The organism is Aurantimonas manganoxydans SI85-9A1, from assembly GCF_000153465.1.
In the GTDB taxonomy this organism is placed as follows: Bacteria; Pseudomonadota; Alphaproteobacteria; order Rhizobiales; family Rhizobiaceae; genus Aurantimonas; species Aurantimonas manganoxydans.
In genome coordinates, this window is record NZ_CH672387.1 from 4,012,201 (window position 1) to 4,030,765 (window position 18,565).

Sequence of the window (18,565 nt, forward strand, 5' to 3'; positions counted from 1 at the left end):
TATGCATGGCGAAGGTAATCGGAATCGACCTTGGCACGACCAATTCCTGCATCGCGGTCATGGACGGCAAGAATGCCAAGGTGATCGAGAATGCCGAGGGCGCGCGCACCACGCCCTCCATGGTGGCCTTCACCGACGACGGCGAGCGCCTCGTCGGCCAGCCGGCCAAGCGCCAGGCGGTCACCAATCCCGAAGACACGCTGTTTGCGATCAAGCGCCTGATTGGCCGGACCTTCCAGGATCCGACGACGCAAAAAGACAAGGGCATGGTCCCCTACAAGATCGTCAATTCCGACAATGGCGACGCCTGGGTCGAGGCGGCCGGCGAGAAATATTCGCCGTCGCAGATCTCGGCGATGATCCTGCAGAAGATGAAGGAAACCGCCGAGGCCTATCTCGGCGAGAAGGTCGAGAAGGCGGTCATCACCGTTCCGGCCTACTTCAACGACGCCCAGCGTCAGGCGACCAAGGACGCCGGCAAGATTGCCGGTCTCGACGTCCTGCGCATCATCAACGAGCCGACCGCGGCGGCGCTGGCCTACGGCCTCGACAAGAACGACGGCAAGACCATCGCCGTCTACGATCTGGGCGGTGGCACCTTCGACGTGTCGGTCCTGGAGATCGGTGACGGCGTCTTCGAGGTGAAGTCCACCAATGGCGACACCTTCCTCGGCGGCGAAGACTTCGACATGCGTCTGGTCGATTACTTCGCGTCGGAGTTCAAGAAGGACCAGGGCATCGACCTGAAGAACGACAAGCTCGCCCTGCAGCGCCTCAAGGAGGCCGCCGAGAAGGCCAAGATCGAGCTGTCCTCGGCCTCGCAGACCGAAATCAACCTGCCGTTCATCACCGCCGATGCGTCGGGTCCCAAGCACCTGACCATGAAGCTGACGCGCTCCAAGTTCGAGAGCCTGGTGGACGACCTCGTGCAGCGCACGATGGATCCGTGCAAGGCGGCCCTCAAGGATGCCGGCGTCACCGCGTCGGACATCGACGAGGTCGTTCTGGTCGGCGGCATGACCCGCATGCCGAAGGTCCAGGAAGCGGTGAAGAACCTGTTCGGCAAGGAGCCGCACAAGGGCGTCAACCCGGATGAGGTCGTCGCGATGGGCGCCGCCATCCAAGCCGGCGTTCTGCAGGGCGACGTCAAGGACGTGCTGCTGCTCGACGTGACGCCGCTGTCGCTCGGCATCGAGACGCTGGGTGGCGTGTTCACCCGCCTGATCGATCGCAACACCACGATCCCGACCAAGAAGAGCCAGGTGTTCTCCACCGCCGAGGACTCGCAGAACGCCGTGACCATCCAGGTCTTCCAGGGCGAACGCGAGATGGCGCAGGACAACAAGTCGCTCGGCCGGTTCAACCTCGAGGGCATCCCGCCGGCACCGCGCGGCGTGCCGCAGATCGAGGTCACCTTCGACATCGACGCCAACGGCATCGTCAACGTGTCGGCCAAGGACAAGGGCACCAACAAGGAGCAGCGGATCACCATCCAGGCTTCCGGTGGTCTGTCCGACGCCGATATCGAGCAGATGGTCAAGGACGCCGAGGCCAATGCCGACGCCGACAAGAAGCGTCGCGCGGCCGTCGAGGCGAAGAACCAAGCCGAGAGCCTGCTGCATTCGGCCGAGAAGTCGCTTGAGGACTATGGCGACAAGGTCTCCGAGGAGGATCGCGCCGCGATCAGCGCGGCGATCGAGGACCTGAAGGCCGAAGTCGAGAAGCCGGAAGCCGACGCCGAGGCCATCAAGGCCAAGAGCGACCGGCTTGCCGAAGCGTCGATGAAGCTCGGCCAGGCCATGTACGAGGCGGCCCAGGCCGAACAGCCCGAGGGCGAGGACGGCGCCGATGCGTCGGAAGCGGCCAAGGACGACGTCGTCGATGCGGACTTCGAGGAAGTCAACGACGACGCGGACCAGAAGAAGTCCGCCTGATCCATCAGGCAACGGGCAGGCCGGATCGGCCTGTCCCCCCGATCGCCAAGACCTGCAAAGCCCCGGCCCCCGTGCCGGGGCTTTGTCGTTCGGGCACCACATCGGTCCCGAGGAGCGCGGCGTTTACCGTTAATTCATCCTTGGCTTGCAGGCTGCGGTGTCTCGCGCGCCTATGGGCTCGGCGGACAGGGCGCGCGGCGCAAGGCCCCCGTTCCGATCGGGTCGCGACAGGAGCAGCCATGCACTTCCGTGTCTTCGATTGCTGGCGTCTGACCGCAGCGATGTTGATCATGGCCTATCACTTCCTGTTCTTCGCGCCCTACGGCGTCGAGGCCGGTACGCAGTTCCTGCACCGGTTGCTGCCGCTGCTCGACATGTTCTTCATGATCTCGGGCTTTCTGATCGCCAGCCGCTACGCGACCCGCATCGCCTCGGTCGCCGACTACGCCAATTTCATGCGCCGGCGCATCGCGCGGCTCTATCCGCTGCATTTCCTGACCACGATGTTCTTCGCCGCCATCGCGCTGGTGGCGCTGGTCGTCGGCTCGGCCCACCATCCCTGGGCCCGCGACCTCGCGGCGCTGCCGCTGCACCTTCTCGCCCTCCACGGTCTCGGCACGACGGACGAGCTGGCGCTCAACTATCCGTCCTGGTCGGTGAGTGCGGAATTCTTCGCCTATGCGCTGTTCCCGGTCATCCTCCTGGCGTTCCGCTGGAAGGGGCTCGCCGGATTGTTCGCGCTGCTGGCGGTCTGGGTCGGCGGGCTGGAATACGCCTCCTGGCGTGGCGTGTTTCCCTCCGGCCACTGGACCGGCGCCGACACGATGGGCGCCTACCGCGCCTTTGCCGACTTCATCGCCGGCTCGGCGATCGCCGTCGTCGTCGGGCGGCGGATGATCTCCATTACCGCCCACTGGCCCGGCATCGTCCTCAGCGTCGCGGCCGTCGCGGCGATGATCCTGCAGGCGCCGCCCTACCCGACGCTCCTGCTGCTGGCGCTGGCGCTGACCGCCACGGCACTGGCCGAGACGGCCCGGCCGGACTCCACCGCCATGCTGGCACCGCTGATGCCGGTGACGCGGGTGTCCTTCGGGATCTATCTCCTGCATCCCGTCATGGAGTTCGTCTTCCTGACGGTGATCTGGCAGCGCGTGCTGGAGCCCCTCGGGATCATCAGTTTCTACGTCTACTGGACCCTGCCGATGGTCGCGACGGTGGCCGTGGCGATGCTCTCCGACCACTTCGTCGAGCGCCGGTTCGGCGGCTGGATCGCCGGTCCGCGCCGGCCCGAAGGCAAGCCCGCGCGCATGGCCTCGGCCTGAGCCGCAAAGGAAGCCGCGGTTCCTTTCGGGACGCCGCTATGGTATCGCGCCCCAACCGTTCCTACATCGAAGGCATGTTGTCGCGGGCGCGGCGGGCGAAAGCTCCTGCTGCCGCGCAAATCGTCTGTCCAGAACCCATGGAAGTCCTGAATGAAGGCCGATTACTACGAGATGCTCGGCGTGCCCCGCGATGTCGACGAAAAGGGGCTGAAGTCCGCGTTTCGCAAGCTCGCGATGCAGTATCACCCCGACCGCAATCCCGGAAACGCGGACGCCGAGGTGAAGTTCAAGGAACTCGGTGAAGCCTATGAGGTCCTGAAGGACGGGCAGAAGAGGGCCGCCTACGACCGCTTCGGTCATGCCGCCTTCCAGAATGGCGGCGGCGGCAATGCCGGCTTCCGTGGCGATTTCTCCTCCTCCATGGCCGACATCTTCGACGACATCTTCGGCGAGATGATGGGCGGGCGCGCCCGCGCCGGACGCCAGCCCGGCAACGGCCGCGAGCGCGGTTCGGATCTGCGCTACAACATGGAAATCAGCCTCGAAGAGGCCTATGACGGCAAGACTGCCGAGATCGGCGTGCCGACGACGATCCAGTGCGACGAATGCACCGGCAGCGGCGCCAAGCCCGGCACCAGCCCGAAGACCTGTCCCACCTGCGCCGGTGTCGGCCGCGTCCGCGCCGCCCAGGGCTTCTTCTCCATCGAGCGCACCTGTCCGAACTGCCAGGGTCGCGGCCAGGTCATCGCCGACCCCTGCGGCAAGTGCGGCGGCGATGGCCGGCTGCCGGAAGAGCGCAGCCTGTCGGTCAACATTCCGGCCGGTATCGAGGACGGCACCCGCATCCGCCTTGCCGGCGAAGGCGAGGCGGGCCTGCGCGGCGGACCGCCGGGCGATCTCTACATCTTCCTGTCGGTGAAGCCGCACGAATTCATGCAGCGCGACGGCGCCGACCTGTTCTGCCAGGTGCCGCTGTCGATGGTGACCGCCGCGCTGGGTGGTCATTTCGACGTCTCGACGCTGGACGGCAACACCACCCGCGTGAAGGTGCCCGAGGGCACCCAGACCGGCAAGCAGTTCCGGGTGAAGGGCAAGGGCATGCCGGTGCTGCGCTCGCCGCAGGTGGGCGACCTGTTCATCCAGGTCTCCGTCGAGACGCCGCAGAACCTGTCGCGCCGTCAGCGCGAACTGCTGGAGGAATTCGAGGAGATTTCCTCTTCCGACAATTCTCCGCAGTCCACAGGCTTCTTCTCGCGGATGAAGGAGTTCTTCGAGGGGTTGAGTGAAAATTGATCCGCGACATGTTTATTGAGACGCAGAGCGCATCGACGGCTGCGTCGTAAAGCCGTTACACAGGCACGGCATCACGTGTTGCCGGACCTCGGCCGTCGGGCCGGACTGGAGGACACGAGTGTTGGGAACCCCGGAGCCGCGCCAAGCCACCCCGCTGCGCAAGCGCAAGAAGGTCAGCGACGAGGCGCGTTTTTTCCGGGGATGGCTGCAGCGGCCACTGGTGATGGGGGCGGTGTCGCCCTCCTCGCGCACGCTCGGCAGGGCCATGGCCGCCTATGTGCCCGATCCCGCCGATTTCGACGCGGATTCTCGCGTTCTCGAACTGGGTCCCGGCACCGGCGTCGTCACCCAGTGCCTCGTCGACCAGGGCGTGCCGGAAGCTGCCCTCGTCCTCGTCGAATATTCCCCCGAATTCTGCATCCTGCTGCGGGCGCGCTTTCCCGCCGCGCTGGTCATCCAGGGCGATGCCTACGCGCCCAGCGCCGCGGTGACCCGTGCGATGGACGGAAAACGCCTGGAAGCCGTGGTTTCCAGCCTGCCGCTGTTCACCAAGCCGGACGCCAAGCGCGAGGCCGTCATCGGCGGTTCGCTGTCGCGCATGGCCCGCGGCGCGCCCTTCATCCAGTTTTCCTACGCGCTGACCATGCCGGTGAAACCCGAGCGGATCGGCGCCGAACTGATCACCAGCCCGTGGATCAAGCGCAACCTGCCGCCCGCCCGCGTGTTGGTGTATCGATCCGCCTGACGGCGGCAGCATCACGGGAGAGGACGGCAGATGGCGGGCAACGGCGCACGGGGCGAGACGACGCAGGCAGGTGAACGCTACGAAGGCGACTGGGCGCGCTTCTTCGCCAACTGGGTTCGCCATCCGGTGAAGATGGGTGCGGTCGCCCCCTCCAGCCGGGCTTACTGCAACATGATGGTCCGGCACGCCACGATCGATCTCGACGGACCGATCCTGGAACTGGGACCCGGCCTCGGCGTCGTCACCCGCACCCTGCTCGAGCATGGCGTCGCCCCTGAGCGCATCACCTCGATCGAGTATGATTCCGAGTTCGCCCGGCAGCTCCAGCGCCGCTTTCCCGGCGTCAACGTCATCAACGGCGACGGCTTCGACCTCGACCGGACCCTCGGCGGTCGCCGGGACGAAAAATTCGCCGCGATCCTGATGGCCATCCCGATCGTCAGCTTCTCGCAGGAAAAGCGCCAGGCGCTGTTCACCGACTATCTGTCGCGGCTCATGCCCGGCGGCAATCTGACGGAGCTGTCCTACATGCTCACCCCGCCCGTGAGGCCGGTTCCGGGCGTGTTCTCGGTGTCGTCCTCGCCGCGGGTCTGGAACAACATCCCGCCCGCCCGGGTGTGGATCTACTCGCAGGACACGGCCCCGGCAGAGAATGCGGCGTCGGCTTCGTGAGCGCCAACATCCTCGTCCTGCCGGGTTCGCTGCGGCTTGCCTCGCACAATCGCAAGCTGGCCGCCGAGGCGACCCGCATGCTGGCGCTGTCCGACGCGGTGGTGACCCGGCTCGATCTCGCCGATTATCCACTGCCGCTCTATGACGGCGACCACGAACAGGACAACGGCATTCCCGAGAACGCCGTCCTGCTCGCCCACCGCATCGCGGTGCAGGACGGGCTGCTTCTGGTCAGCCCCGAATACAATCACTCGATCCCGGCGGTGTTGAAGAACGCCATCGACTGGGCAAGCCGCGTACGCAAGGTGCAGGGCCGGCCCGTGCAGCCCTTCAAGGGGCTGGTGGTGGGCCTTGCCTCGGCGTCGCCCGGCCGCTTTGGCGGGGCGCGCGGCCTCGAAGCCCTGCGGCTGGTGATGCGGGCGCTGGGCGCCGAGGTGCTCACCCAGCAATGCAGCGTCGCCGACGCGGCCAACGGCTTCGACGAAAACGGCCGCCTGTCCGACGACATTGCTCGCACCTCGCTGGAATCGCTGGTCGACAAGCTGCTCGACACCTCGCGCAGCCTCAGCCGTCGCGGCTGACGCGGTCCGCCGAACGCCGAACGCGGCGAGCGCCGCGGGTTGGAACCGGGCACGGGCGCCGCGAATTTCGGTTCGAACAGCCGACGGCAAGGGAACGCGACATGAGCATCGACCCGGACCATCCGCAGACGCTGCGTCCGCGGGATCTCCAGCGCACGGTGGAACGCCATCTCCACGACCACTGGAAATCCTACGCCTTCCAGGGCGGCCTGATGGTGGTCGTCGGCGTTCTGGCGATCCTCGCCCCCTTTGCGGCGACACTGGCGACGACCTTGCTGTTCGGCTGGCTGCTGATCTTCGCCGGCATCGTCGGTGCCGTCAGCGCGTTCCGCGCGAAGGGCGCACCGGGTTTCTGGTCCAGCCTCCTCCTGTCGCTGCTGGCGGTCGCGCTGGGCGCCGTCATCATCTACGATCCGGTGGCCGGCTCGATCACCCTGACCTGGATGCTGAGCTTCTATTTCCTGTTGTCCGGCGTGTTCAACTTCTCCATCGCCCGCGCCTTCCAGCCGTCGACCGGGCGGTTCTGGCTGCTGGTGGTCTCCGGCATCGTCGATATCGTGCTGGCGGCCTTCCTGATCCTCGGTCTTCCGGGCACCGCGGTCTGGGCCGTCGGCCTTTTCCTCGGCATCTCGCTGATCACGTCGGGCATGGCGCTCCTGTTCTCGGCGCTCGACGCGCGCAACAACGCGCCCACCCGGGGGACATGACATGAGCCGATCGCAGGAGGATCTGGTCGCGCGCCTTCTGGAGCGCAGCAATGGCGCGACCTTTGCCGACGATCTGGGGGTCGATCTCGGCCGCAATGAGCCGATGGGGCTGTTCCTGTGGCTGGTCGCCGCGAACCTGTCGTCGGCGCGCATTTCCGCCGATCAGGCGCTGCGCGCGGCCAAGGCCCTGAAGGATGCCGGGCTGACGACCGCGCAGCACATGGCCGATGCGACCTGGAAGGAGCGCGTCGTCATCCTCAACCGCAACGGCTATGCGCGCTTCGACGAGAAGACCTCGCGCTTCCTGCAGGACATGGCCGACCACTGCCTGGCCGAATATGACGGCGACCTGCGCAAGCTGCGCGCGGCGGCCGGACAGGAACCGGCCGAGGAGCGCCGGCTCCTGAATGCCTTCAAGGGCATCGGCGATGTCGGCGTCGACATCTTCTTCCGCGAGGTGCAGATCGCCTGGGAGGAGATCTATCCCTTTGCCGACAAGCGCGCGCTCAAGGCTGCCGAAGAGCTCGGCCTCGGCAAGGATGCCGAGACCCTGGCCGATCTCGTCCCGAAGCAACGCTTTCCGGCGCTCCTGGCGGCGCTTCTCAAGGCCGATCTCGACAAGGCGCTCGACGAGATCGCGAAGGGCTGAACCCCGGCGTCAGACGTGCTGGCCGCCATTGATGTGCAGTTCGGAGCCGGTGACGTAGGACGCCTGCCCCGAACACAGGAAGTAGATCACGTCGGCGACTTCCGCGGTCTGGCCGAGGCGGCGCAGCGGGATGTCGTCGATCATCTTCTCGGTGCCCGGCGACAGGATCGCCGTCTCGATCTCGCCCGGCGCGATGGCATTGACCCGGATGCCGGCCGGGCCGAAATCATGGGCCATCTCGCGGGTCAGCGAGTTCAGCGCCGCCTTCGACGTGGCATAGGCCGTCCCGGCGAAGGGATGCACCCGGCCGCCGGCGATCGAGGTGATGTTGACGATCGAGCCCCGCGCCTTGGACAATTCCTTGAACAGGCCGCGCGCCAGCATGATCGGGGCGAAGAAGTTCACCTGGAACACGTCGCGCCACGCATGCATGGGTGTGCGGATCGAATCCATCCGCGAGCCGCCCTCGCCCTTGGGCGAGATCGCCGCGTTGTTCACCAGCGCATGCAGTTCCGAGCCGTTGGCCTCCAGCCGGCGCCGGATCTCCGACACGGCGAAGCCGACATCCTCCTGATCCGACAGGTCGACCCGGATGTGATCCTCGGGCCCGGCCGGCCACGGGCAGTCGTCGGAGAAATCCTGACGTGAGCAGGTGATCACCCGCCAGCCTTCGCGGGAGAAGCGCTTAACGGTCGCGTGACCGATGCCCCGCGACGCGCCGGTCAGAACCAGCGTCTTGCGGTCGTCATGCGCTGTATCCGCCATTGATAGAGGCCCTCTTCGAAACTCGAAATCCGCGCCCGGCGATCACGGAATGATCAACTTGTCCGATGGCGCGCGACATGCGGTTGCTTCTAGCACGTTCGCCGATGCACATAGGCGTTCCGGGAAGCGGAGACGAACAATTGATGGTGCGTGTCGGCAAAAATGCTCGTCTCGTCGCAAGACAGTGCGTCGCTGCTCTGGCGACGGCCCTGCTGCTGGCAGCGCCTGCCCGCGCCGCCGATCCCGATCCGTCCGACTGGCCCGCGGTTCTCGACGCCGCCAAGGGGCAGACCGTCTATTTCAATGCCTGGGGCGGCTCGCAGAACATCAATGATTACATCGGCTGGGTCGCCGACACGGTGAAGGACCGCTTCGGCGTCACCCTGCAGCACGTCAAGCTCGACGACACCGCCAACGCCGTGGCCGCGGTCGTGGCGGAAAAGGCGGCCGGCAAGGATACGGGCGGCTCGGTCGACCTCGTCTGGATCAATGGCGAGAACTTCGTCTCCATGCAGGAGCAGGGCCTCCTGGCCGAGGGCTTCGCCACCGCGCTGCCCAACTGGGAATTCGTCGATATCGACAATCCCAGCGTGACCACGGACTTCACCGTCCCGACCGAGGGCCAGGAATCGCCCTGGGGCGGCGCCAAGATGGTGTTCTTCGCCGATACCGCCCGCAGCGGCGCCATCGCCGAGATGCCGCAGGACACCGACGCGTTGCTGGAATGGGCCAAGGCCCATCCCGGCCAGTTCTCCTATCCGGCGCCGCCGGACTTCATCGGCTCGAGCTTCCTGAAGCAGGTGTTGATCGAGCAGGCGCCCGACGCCGCCGTGCTGCAGGAGGCCGCGACCGACGCGAATTTCGCCGAAGCGACGGCGCCTTTATGGGCCTGGCTCGACGCGATTCGCCCGGTGCTGTGGCGCGAGGGGCGCGACTATCCGCAGAACTACCCGGCCATGAAGCAGCTTCTGGGCGACGGCGAACTCGGCATCATCTTCGCCTTCAACCCGTCCGAGGCCTCGGCCGGCATCGCCGCCGGCGAACTGCCGGACACCGTGCGCTCCTTCACCTTTCCCGGCGGCACGCTCGGCAACAGCCATTTCGTCGCCATTCCGTACAATTCCTCGGCCAAGGCCGGCGCGATGGTGGTTGCCGACTTCCTGATCTCGCCGGAAGCGCAGTTGCGCAAGGAAGATCCTGCCTATTGGGGCGACCCGACGGTGCTCGCCATGGACCGGCTGGCTGCGGCCGATCGCGCGGCCTTCGCCGCCATCGACCGGGGCGTCGCCACGCTGCCCCCGTCCGGGCTCGGTCCGGTCCTGCCGGAACCCCACGCCTCCTGGATGACCCGCATCGAGGACGAGTGGAAGCGCCGCTACGGCGGCTGATGACCCGCACGGACGCCCCCGCTCGAACGCCCGGTCTACCTCAGAGGGCGCCCGGCGGGCTGACTCCATGAAGGGCGACGCGCGTCCCTGCCGGCTGTGTTTCGCCGCGATCCTGCCGGCGCTTCTGGCGCTGCTCCTCGCCGCGCCCGTCGCCGTCGGGCTGGCCGGGGTGGCCCTGCCGGCCTTCGGCTATCTGCCGGCGCTGGGCGGCGACGCCTTCTCCCTTGAACCGCTGCGGGCGGTTCTGGCCGCGCCGGGCATCGGCGTCTCGGTCGGGCTCAGCTTCGCGGCCGGCCTCCTGACGACGGCCGTCTCGGTCGTCGGTATCGCGCTGTTCCTCGCCGCCTTTTCCGGCAGCCGGGGCATGGGCGTGGTGCGGCAAGCGCTGGCGCCGCTTCTGGCCGTTCCCCATGCGGCGGCAGCCTTCGGCATTCTTTTCCTGATCGCGCCGTCAGGCCTCCTCTTCCGCCTCGCCGCGGTGCCGCTCGGCCTGGAGCGTCCGCCGGACCTCCTGATCGTCGGCGATCCGCTGGCCCTGTCGATGATGGCGGCGCTAATCGCCAAGGAAATGCCCTTCCTGATGCTGGTCGCCTTCGCGGCCCTGCCGCAGGCCGATCCCGAGCGCCGGCAGCGGCTCGGCCGTTCGCTCGGCTATGGGCGGATGGCCGCCTTTCTCCTCACCGTCTGGCCGTCGGTCTATCGCCAGATCCGGCTGCCGGTGATCGCGATCGCGGCCTTCGCCTCGGCCGTCGTGGACGTGGCGCTGATCCTCGGGCCCTCGACCCCGGCGCCGCTCGCCGTCCGGCTGATCGGCTGGATGAACGATCCCGATCTGGCCATGCGCTTCCAGGCCTCCGCCGGCGCGCTGGTGCAGTTGGTGGTGACGCTCGCCGTCATCCTCGCCTGGCTCGGCCTCGAGCGGGTCGGCGGCTGGCTCGTCCGCCGGGAGGCGGCGAAGGGCCGGCGCCACGCTTCCGACGCGGCCCTGCGCGGTCTGGCCGCCCTGCCCGTGCCGCTCGCCGCTCTTGCGGTATTCGTCGGGCTTGCGCTCCTTCTCCTGTGGTCGGTCGCCGGCTTCTGGGGCTTTCCCGATCTCCTGCCGCCGACCCTCAATTTGAACAGCTGGCGCCGCGCCCTCGGCGCCGCCAGCGGGCCTCTGTGGACGAGCTTCGCCGTGGCGCTGGCTGCCGCGACCATCGCCCTCGGCCTCGTCGTGACCCTCCTGGAAGCCCGTCGCCGGCGTTTCCCTGCCGCGCGTGCCGGCGAGATCCGCCTGCCCTCCGCGATCGCCGGCCTGATCTACCTGCCGCTGATCGTCCCCCAGATCGCCTTCGTCTTCGGCCTGCAGGTGCTGATCCTCGTTGCCGGCCTGACGCCTTCGGTGCCGCTGCTGGTCGCCGCCCATCTGATCTTCGTCGCGCCCTATGCGGCGCTGGCCCTGGCCGATCCCTGGTTCGCCCTCGACCCGCGCTACGAGCAGGTGGCAGCCGGGCTCGGCCGGTCGCGCCGCGCGATCTTCTTCCGCGTCCGCCTGCCGATGCTGACGGCGCCGATCCTGACCGCGCTGGCCATCGGCTTTGCCGTCTCGATCGGCCAGTATCTGCCGACCGTGCTGATCGGCGCCGGACGCCTGCCGACGATCACGACCGAGGCGGTGGCGCTGGCGGCCGGCGGCAACCGCCGGGTCATCGGCGCCTATGCCCTCCTGCAGACCGCGCTGCCCTTCCTTGCCTTCGCCGCCGCCAGTCTCGTGCCGGTCTTGCTTGCACGCGGCCGTCGCGGCATGAGGGCGCCATGACCACAGACGAAGGATTGCGCCTCGACGCGGTCGAGATCAGCCTTGGAACCCGCCGGCTCCTGACCCTCGACCGGCTGGTGCCCCCGGGCCAGACGCTCAGCGTCATGGGACCGTCCGGCTCGGGCAAGTCGACGCTGTTCGCGCTGATCGCCGGCTTCCTCGATCCCGCCTTCACCGCCACCGGGCGAGCGCTGCTGAACGGCCGTGACCTGACCGGGCTTCCGCCGGAGCGGCGCCGGGTGGGCCTGCTCTTCCAGGACGCGCTGCTCTATCCGCACATGTCGGTCGGTGGCAACCTGCTCTTCGGCCTGTCGGCGCGGGTGACGGGCCGAAGCCGTCGCCGCGCCGCCGCCGAGGCGATGCTGGAGCGCGTCGGCCTGCCGGGCCATCTCGACCGCGATCCGGCAACGCTCTCGGGCGGCCAGGCCGCGCGGGTGGCCCTTGCCCGCACGCTGCTGGCCGACCCGGAGGCGCTGCTTCTCGACGAGCCCTTCTCGCGGCTCGACACGGATCTGCGCCAGACCGTGCGGCAGTTGGTCTTCGACCTCGTCGCCGAGCGGCAGATTCCGGCCCTGCTGGTCACCCACGACCGGGCCGACGCCGGGGCCGCCGGCGGACCGATCGTCGATCTCGGCGCGGGAGCCGCCTCGTGACCCCGGCCCCCCTGCCCGATCTTCCGGTCAAGGACGTTCTCGGCGAATTGTCGGCGGCGATGGCGGTACGCGGTCGCGCCGTCCTCGTTGCGCCCCCCGGCGCCGGCAAGACGACGCTGGTGCCGCTCGCCTTCCTGGCCGAGCCGTGGCTGGGCGACGGCAAGATCATCCTCGTCGAGCCACGGCGCCTTGCCGCCCGCGCCGCCGCCCGGCGCATGGCCGACCTTCTCGGCGAGGCGGTCGGCGACACGATCGGCTGGCGCATGCGGCTCGACACGAAGGTGTCGCGCAGGACCCGCATCGAGGTCGTCACCGAAGGCGTCTTCACCCGCATGATCCTGTCCGACCCGGAGCTGGCGGGCGTTACCGCCGTCCTCTTCGACGAATTCCACGAGCGCTCGCTGGACGGCGATTTCGGCCTGGCGCTGGCCATCGACGTCGCCTCGGCGCTGCGCGAGGATCTGAAGCTCCTCGTCATGTCGGCGACGCTGGACGGCGCCCGCGTGGCGACGCTTCTGGGCGATGCGGCAGGCGGCCCGGTCGCCGTCGTCGAAAGCCATGGCCGCGCCTTCCCGGTGACCCTGCGCTATCGCGACCGGCCGGGCACCGAGCCGGTGGAAGATGCCGTCGTTGCCGCGATCCGCGCCGCGCTCACAGAGGAAAGCGGCAGCCTGCTGGTCTTCCTGCCCGGCCAGCGCGAGATCGAGCGGGTTGCCGAGCGCCTGCGGCCGCTGGTGGGAGAAACGGTTGACGTCGCGCCGCTCTACGGCGCCATGGAGGGCACCGCCCAGGATCGCGCCGTACGCCCCGCCCCGGAAGGGCGGCGCAAGGTGGTGCTCGCCACCTCCATCGCCGAGACCTCGCTGACCATCGACGGCGTGTCGGTGATCGTCGATGCCGGGCTGCGCCGCCAGCCGGTCTTCGAGCCGGCGACGGGCCTGTCGCGACTGGAAACCGTGCGCATCTCCAGGGCTGCGGCCGACCAGCGCGCCGGCCGCGCCGGACGCACCGCGCCGGGCACCGCGATCCGCCTGTGGCGCGAAGAGCAGACGGCGGCGCTTGCCCTCTTCGACCGGCCGGAAATCCTTGCCACGGACCTCTCCGGTCTCGTCCTCGACTGCGCCGCCTGGGGCGTTGCCGAGCCGGCCGACCTCGCCTTTCTCGATCCCCCGCCCGGCCCCGCCGTCGCCGAGGCGCGCGCGCTCCTGACCGAGCTCGGCGCGCTCGACACCGACGGCCGGCTGACGCCGACGGGCGAGGCCATGCGCGGCCTGCCGCTGCCGCCGCGACTGGCCCATATGGTGGTCGCTGCCGGTGACACGGCGCGACGCGGCGCGGCGCTGCTGGCGGTGCTCCTGACCGAACGCGGCCTTGGCGGCGCCGACATCGATCTCGGCGAACGCCTGCGCCGGCTGGCCGGCGACCGCTCGCCACGCGCCAGGGCCGCTGGCGGCCTTGCCGGCCGGATCGCCAGCGATGCCAGGGCGACCGCACCGCCGCGTTCGGAGGAGCCCGCCACCGAGCCCGGCGAATTGCTGGCGCTTGCCTATCCCGATCGCATCGCCATCGCCCGCGGGGCGCACGGCCATTTCGTCCTGGCCAATGGCCGCGGCGGTGTCGTGGATGCGGCCTCAAACCTTGCCCGCGAACGCTTCCTCGTCGTCGCCGAACTCCAGGGCCAGGCCCGGGCCGGCCGCATTCTCTCGGCCGCCCGCCTGTCGTCCGAGGCGATGGACCGGCTCGTTGGCGAACGCGGCGTCAGCGAGGACGTCGTCACCTTCGACACCGCGTCCCGGCAGGTGCGCGCCCGCCGGGTGCGCCGGCTCGGCCGCGCCACCCTGTCCGAAGCGCCGTTGCCGACCCCGACCGGCGAGGCGACGACGCGCGCATTGGCCGACGGCCTGCGCCGTCTCGGCTTCGCCGTCCTGCCGCTCGGCAAGGACAATGAGCGGCTGCTGCGCCGCTTGCGCTTCCTCGCCGCCGCCTATGGCCCGCCCTGGCCGGACCTTTCCGACGTCGCACTGCTCGCCGGCCTCGAGGACTGGCTGATGCCCTATCTGCCGGGCGTCACCGGGCTGGCGCAGATCACGCCCGGACAGATCTCCGAGGCGCTGCGCGGCCTCGTCCCGCCCGCGGCGGCCAACAGGCTGGAAGCGCTGGCGCCGTCCCATTACGAGGCGCCGACCGGCTCGCGCGTGCCGATCCGCTACGAGGCCGACCAGCCGGTGCTGGCGATCCGGGTGCAGGAGCTCTTCGGCCTGTCGCAGCACCCCACCATCGCCGATGGCCGCCTGAAGCTGACCGTCGAGCTGCTGTCGCCGGCCCATCGCCCGATCCAGATCACCCGCGACCTGCCCGGCTTCTGGGCCGGCTCATGGGCCGACGTGCGCGCCGACCTGCGCGGCCGCTATCCCCGCCACGCCTGGCCGGAAGACCCGGCCAGCGCACCTCCCACTGCCCGCGCCAAGCCACGCGGACAATAGGGGCCCGGGGCGCTGCAGCCATCGCCGCCGCGGCAGAGTCTCCCGTCGACACCGGTCGCAGACGCCTTCGAGCGTTCTTCAGGGGAGGTGGCAGAGCGGTCGAATGTACCGCACCCGAAATGCGGCATACGCTGGATGGACCCTGCCTCGCCTCCGGCCTCAGTCCTTCCGAGCCCTCGGCCACTCTCGGGCTTGTTCCTCTGCGAGGAGGATAGGATGCGCCGAGGCAGCCACTTCGCCCAGCGCGTCCAGTTCTTAAGTCGCGCAGAAGTGTCCATCACCAAGTGTAGGTGAGGCTCGCCGTGACCTTACGGGGATCGCCGTAGAAGCAGGAGGTCTCACCGTTGCAGGAGGCGACGTAGCGCTTGTCTGCGAGATTGGCGACATTGACCTGACCGCGCCAGTTGCCTCGCTCATAGGAGATCGCCGCGTCGAAGACGGTGAAGTCCGGGACTTCCAGCGTATTGGCGAGATCGGCGTAGGACTTGCCGGTCCAGCGCACGCCGCCACCGACACCGAGCCCCTTCAGCCAACCGCTCTGCACCTTGTAGTCCAGCCACAGCGAGGCGAACTGCTCCGGCACCGCCACCGGCGTCAGTCCCTGGTTGATGTCGGATGTCTCAGTGACCTCAAGATCGTAGGCCGTATAGGCCGCAACGGCAGTGAGGCCGTCGGTCAGAGCGAGAGTCCCCTCCAGTTCGACGCCCCTGGACCGGATCTCGCCGACCTGGATCTGGGTGAAGGCGCGGCCGCCGGCGACGTCGTTGACGAGCACGTTGCTGCGGGTGAGATCGAACAGCGAGGCGGTGACGAAGCTGTCGAAGCCGGCCGGCTGATACTTCAGGCCGACCTCGTATTGCTCGCCTTCACCCTGCTCGAAGGGCCGCTGGGTGTCGGGATCGACGCCAAGCACCGGGGTGACGAAGCGCGAGTAGCTGATGAAGGGCGCGATACCGGAATCGAAAACATAAGCCGCGCCCGCCCGGCCGCTGAAATACGTGTCGGACGCTTCGGCGTCGGCGCCCAGATTGTTGTCGAGCGCCGTATCGATGATGTCGGCACGCCCGTTCAGCGTGACAACCAGCCGATCGAACCGGATCTGGTCCTGAGCATAGAAGCCGGTCTGGCGCAGCGTCTGGGTATTGTCGATGTAGATGTTGTCGATCGGCCCGATATTGATGCCGTAGACCGGGTCGTTGATGTTCAGCCGCGAGTAGAGCGTGCTCGTGCCCTGAACATCGTCGATCCTGTAGTCGCGATAGTCGAGGCCGGCAAGAAGCGTGTGGTCGAACGCCCCGGTCGCGAACCTGGCTTCCATCTGGGTGTCGACATTGAAGGAATCGGCCTCCGGCGTCGTGCGGAAATGCAGCCGCGCCAGCTCGTCGGACGTGCCACCGGACAGGCCGTTGAGGAAGGACAGATCGCTCGCATAGCCGAAGGGATAGACATAGTCGTAGGTCGAACGCGTATGCGCGTAGCGCAGATTCTGGCGGACGGTGAAAGTCTCGTCGAAGCGGTGCTCGAACTCGTAGCCGATCATCGCCTGTTCGCGGGAATACTCGTCGACCGACGGATCGCTGGTGAAGAGCTTCGGGTCGATACGACCGAACGTGCGCGGACGGACCGTGCCGTCATAGGGCAGGAAGCCGGGCAGATTGTTGGAATCCTCCGACTGGTAGTAGCCGCGAACCGTCAGGGTCGTGTCAGCATCGGGCGCCCAGGTCAGGGAGGGCGCGACTACGCCCCGGAATTCCTCGCCGATGTCGGCATATGTATCGCCGCCCAGGATCACCGAATTCCAGCGATACGACAGCGAAGCGTCCTCGGTCAGCCGTCCGCCCATGTCGATCATCGAATAGGCCTGCCCGTCCTCGTCGATGCCGGCGGTCAGCGAGAACAGCGGTTCAGTTACCGGGTTCTTGGAGACGAGATTGACGAGCCCGCCGGGCGAGGTGCCGCCATAGAGGACCGAGGCCGGACCCTTCAGGATCTCGACGCGATCGAGGGCGGCCGGATCGATGCGCCAGCTGGCAAAGGCGGTCGAGAACAGCGACAGGCCGTCGAGGAACAGGCCATCCTGCTCGGCAGGGAACCCTCGAATGGTGAACCAGTCGACCCTGTTGTTGGCGCCGAACTGCTGCGAACGGATGCCCGAGGCATAGCGGGTTGCCTCGTCGATGGTGCGAACGCCCTGGTCCTCAAGCTGCGCTTGCGATACCACCGAAACCACCTGCGGCGTCTCCAGCCGCGACGCCGCGCCTTTTGTCGCGCTGGTCGCCTCGGCTTGCACATAGGCCGCACCGCCGGATGCAGAAGACACGACGGGAGATGCCGTCGCAGTCCCGGCGGACGCAGCCGTATCGGCAACCCCGGACTGTCCATCCACCACGACCGCATCGAGGACGACGACGCCGTCTTCCTGCGACTGCGCTGCCGCGAGTCCAGGCAGTCCCATGCACAATGCCCCTGCAAGCACGGACACAAGGCATCCGTTATCCGATTTTGTCACCATGTTGTCCCCGCAATATGACCCCGAGGCGGGATAAGATAAGTTGATAAATGGAGTCAAGTTAATTGCGGCAACGGTCCTCTCACGCCGTTCTCGACAAACCGGCAGCGCCCGCACCGTCCTTGTCGACCCACCAGCACTCGCCTCACTCTCGGCCCCCTGTCCCCGCACCGCTTCTTTTCGGCTCGCGACCGCCACGCGGCAAAGCGCCAGACCCGACGGCGATGCACCCGACAGGATTGTGACCTCCTGCCTTCGGAGGGGAGCGCAGGGCAGCCGATCGCGCTCTGCCGATCAACGCTTCTTGCCGTGCGGCCCGCGATCGGCTAGGGAGATTTCGGTCATGCTGATCCGTTCGCCGGATCCCGCCCGCGACCCGGGCACCCGTAGCTCAGCTGGATAGAGCGCTGCCCTCCGAAGGCAGAGGTCACAGGTTCGAATCCTGTCGGGTGCACCATTCCTGAATACCAGTGGGCACTGTCAGTGCTCCTTCATTGTGAGTTGCCACGAGCGTTCTAAGCCCGTCTCTTGGAACACGAGGTGCTGAAAGTTTGCGATTGCGGCTGCGCAACGCTGCCCGGACCGCTTCGAAGCCCCGGGGATCGACAATCGCGGGGCAGCGAACTGTGACGTGGCCGGTCGTGTCCCCAATCGTGGTGTAACTCGACGGCGGCGTCGCCGATCTCGTCAAACAGACTCTAACCACCGGCCGGATTTTACTCCGGCCGCCGCTGCATGAGCGCCGCCGCTCCGTGGCCTGATTTGTCACCGCCCTACACAATCGATTGATGTCATCAAACCGCGATCGGTGACGATGTGCGGTCCCAAGCCGTTCGAGTACCGTCGAAGGCCCAGGTGAAATTGATCCCGCAATCCCTCGCAAACCCGCCATGCCGTCGATACCCGCGTTGTCGCGAGTTGCGTCCCCGTTCCACCAGATGGATCGAGATTTGGTCCTTTGCCGGCTCTTGGATCGGCAAGGTGCTCGACGACGTTCGGCCTGGGTCGAGCGGACCACCCTTGGAAACCGCAGCGGAGCGGATCAAGGGGCAGGGTCGCCCCGTCG

14 protein-coding genes and 1 tRNA gene are annotated in these 18,565 nt (G+C 67.8%); 13 read left to right on the forward strand and 2 right to left on the reverse strand.

Features of this window, described 5'->3' with window-relative positions:
• Positions 1-5: 5 nt before the first annotated feature.
• From dnaK to SI859A1_RS18865, 8 genes are all read left to right on the forward strand, one after another.
• Complete coding sequence (dnaK, locus tag SI859A1_RS18830) at positions 6-1,934, forward strand: molecular chaperone DnaK (RefSeq protein ID WP_009211261.1); 1,929 nt, start codon at positions 6-8, stop codon at positions 1,932-1,934.
• 239 nt (positions 1,935-2,173) lie between these two features.
• Positions 2,174-3,256 (forward strand): acyltransferase family protein, encoded by a 1,083-nt coding sequence (locus SI859A1_RS18835; RefSeq protein ID WP_040326030.1) that lies wholly within the window; start codon positions 2,174-2,176, stop codon positions 3,254-3,256.
• Between the two features lie 150 nt (positions 3,257-3,406).
• Positions 3,407-4,549, forward strand: coding sequence for a molecular chaperone DnaJ (gene dnaJ, locus SI859A1_RS18840; protein ID WP_009211263.1), 1,143 nt, complete (start codon positions 3,407-3,409; stop codon positions 4,547-4,549).
• A 118-nt stretch (positions 4,550-4,667) separates the two neighbouring features.
• Positions 4,668-5,294 carry a class I SAM-dependent methyltransferase gene (locus SI859A1_RS18845; RefSeq protein WP_009211264.1) on the forward strand — a complete coding sequence of 209 codons (627 nt, stop codon included), beginning with the start codon at positions 4,668-4,670 and terminating at the stop codon, positions 5,292-5,294.
• Positions 5,295-5,324: 30 nt separating this feature from the next.
• A complete protein-coding gene (locus tag SI859A1_RS18850; RefSeq protein ID WP_009211265.1) occupies positions 5,325-5,966 on the forward strand; it encodes a class I SAM-dependent methyltransferase in 642 nt (213 codons plus the stop codon).
• Positions 5,963-6,547: an NADPH-dependent FMN reductase gene (locus SI859A1_RS18855; protein WP_009211266.1), complete on the forward strand. Its 585-nt coding sequence runs from the start codon at positions 5,963-5,965 to the stop codon at positions 6,545-6,547. Before SI859A1_RS18850 ends, SI859A1_RS18855 begins: the two co-directional genes overlap by 4 nt.
• A gap of 101 nt (positions 6,548-6,648) precedes the next feature.
• Positions 6,649-7,254: an HdeD family acid-resistance protein gene (locus tag SI859A1_RS18860; protein WP_009211267.1), complete on the forward strand. Its 606-nt coding sequence runs from the start codon at positions 6,649-6,651 to the stop codon at positions 7,252-7,254.
• Position 7,255: 1 nt separating this feature from the next.
• Positions 7,256-7,903 (forward strand): hypothetical protein, encoded by a 648-nt coding sequence (locus SI859A1_RS18865; protein ID WP_009211268.1) that lies wholly within the window; start codon positions 7,256-7,258, stop codon positions 7,901-7,903.
• 9 nt (positions 7,904-7,912) lie between these two features.
• Here SI859A1_RS18865 and SI859A1_RS18870 read toward each other — a convergent pair whose 3' ends face one another.
• A complete protein-coding gene (locus tag SI859A1_RS18870; RefSeq protein ID WP_009211269.1) occupies positions 7,913-8,668 on the reverse strand; it encodes an SDR family NAD(P)-dependent oxidoreductase in 756 nt (251 codons plus the stop codon).
• 143 nt (positions 8,669-8,811) lie between these two features.
• On the opposite strand from SI859A1_RS18870, the gene SI859A1_RS18875 reads away from it, so the two are divergent.
• From SI859A1_RS18875 to hrpB, 4 genes are all read left to right on the forward strand, one after another.
• Positions 8,812-10,056 carry an ABC transporter substrate-binding protein gene (locus SI859A1_RS18875; RefSeq protein WP_050767599.1) on the forward strand — a complete coding sequence of 415 codons (1,245 nt, stop codon included), beginning with the start codon at positions 8,812-8,814 and terminating at the stop codon, positions 10,054-10,056.
• Between the two features lie 67 nt (positions 10,057-10,123).
• Positions 10,124-11,854 (forward strand): ABC transporter permease, encoded by a 1,731-nt coding sequence (locus SI859A1_RS18880; RefSeq protein ID WP_009211271.1) that lies wholly within the window; start codon positions 10,124-10,126, stop codon positions 11,852-11,854.
• Positions 11,851-12,507, forward strand: a complete 657-nt coding sequence (locus tag SI859A1_RS18885; protein WP_009211272.1) for an ABC transporter ATP-binding protein — start codon at positions 11,851-11,853, stop codon at positions 12,505-12,507. Before SI859A1_RS18880 ends, SI859A1_RS18885 begins: the two co-directional genes overlap by 4 nt.
• On the forward strand, positions 12,504-14,990 hold the full coding sequence (gene hrpB, locus SI859A1_RS18890) for an ATP-dependent helicase HrpB (RefSeq protein WP_009211273.1): 2,487 nt from the start codon (positions 12,504-12,506) through the stop codon (positions 14,988-14,990). The genes SI859A1_RS18885 and hrpB overlap by 4 nt, the downstream gene beginning before the upstream one ends.
• Before the next feature lie 277 nt (positions 14,991-15,267).
• Here the strand turns inward: hrpB and SI859A1_RS18895 are convergent, their stop codons facing one another.
• Positions 15,268-17,445: a TonB-dependent siderophore receptor gene (locus SI859A1_RS18895; RefSeq protein ID WP_050767600.1), complete on the reverse strand. Its 2,178-nt coding sequence runs from the start codon at positions 17,443-17,445 to the stop codon at positions 15,268-15,270.
• Positions 17,446-17,879: 434 nt separating this feature from the next.
• Here SI859A1_RS18895 and SI859A1_RS18900 point away from each other — a divergent pair.
• Positions 17,880-17,956 (forward strand) — tRNA-Arg (locus SI859A1_RS18900).
• Positions 17,957-18,565 lie beyond the last annotated feature (609 nt).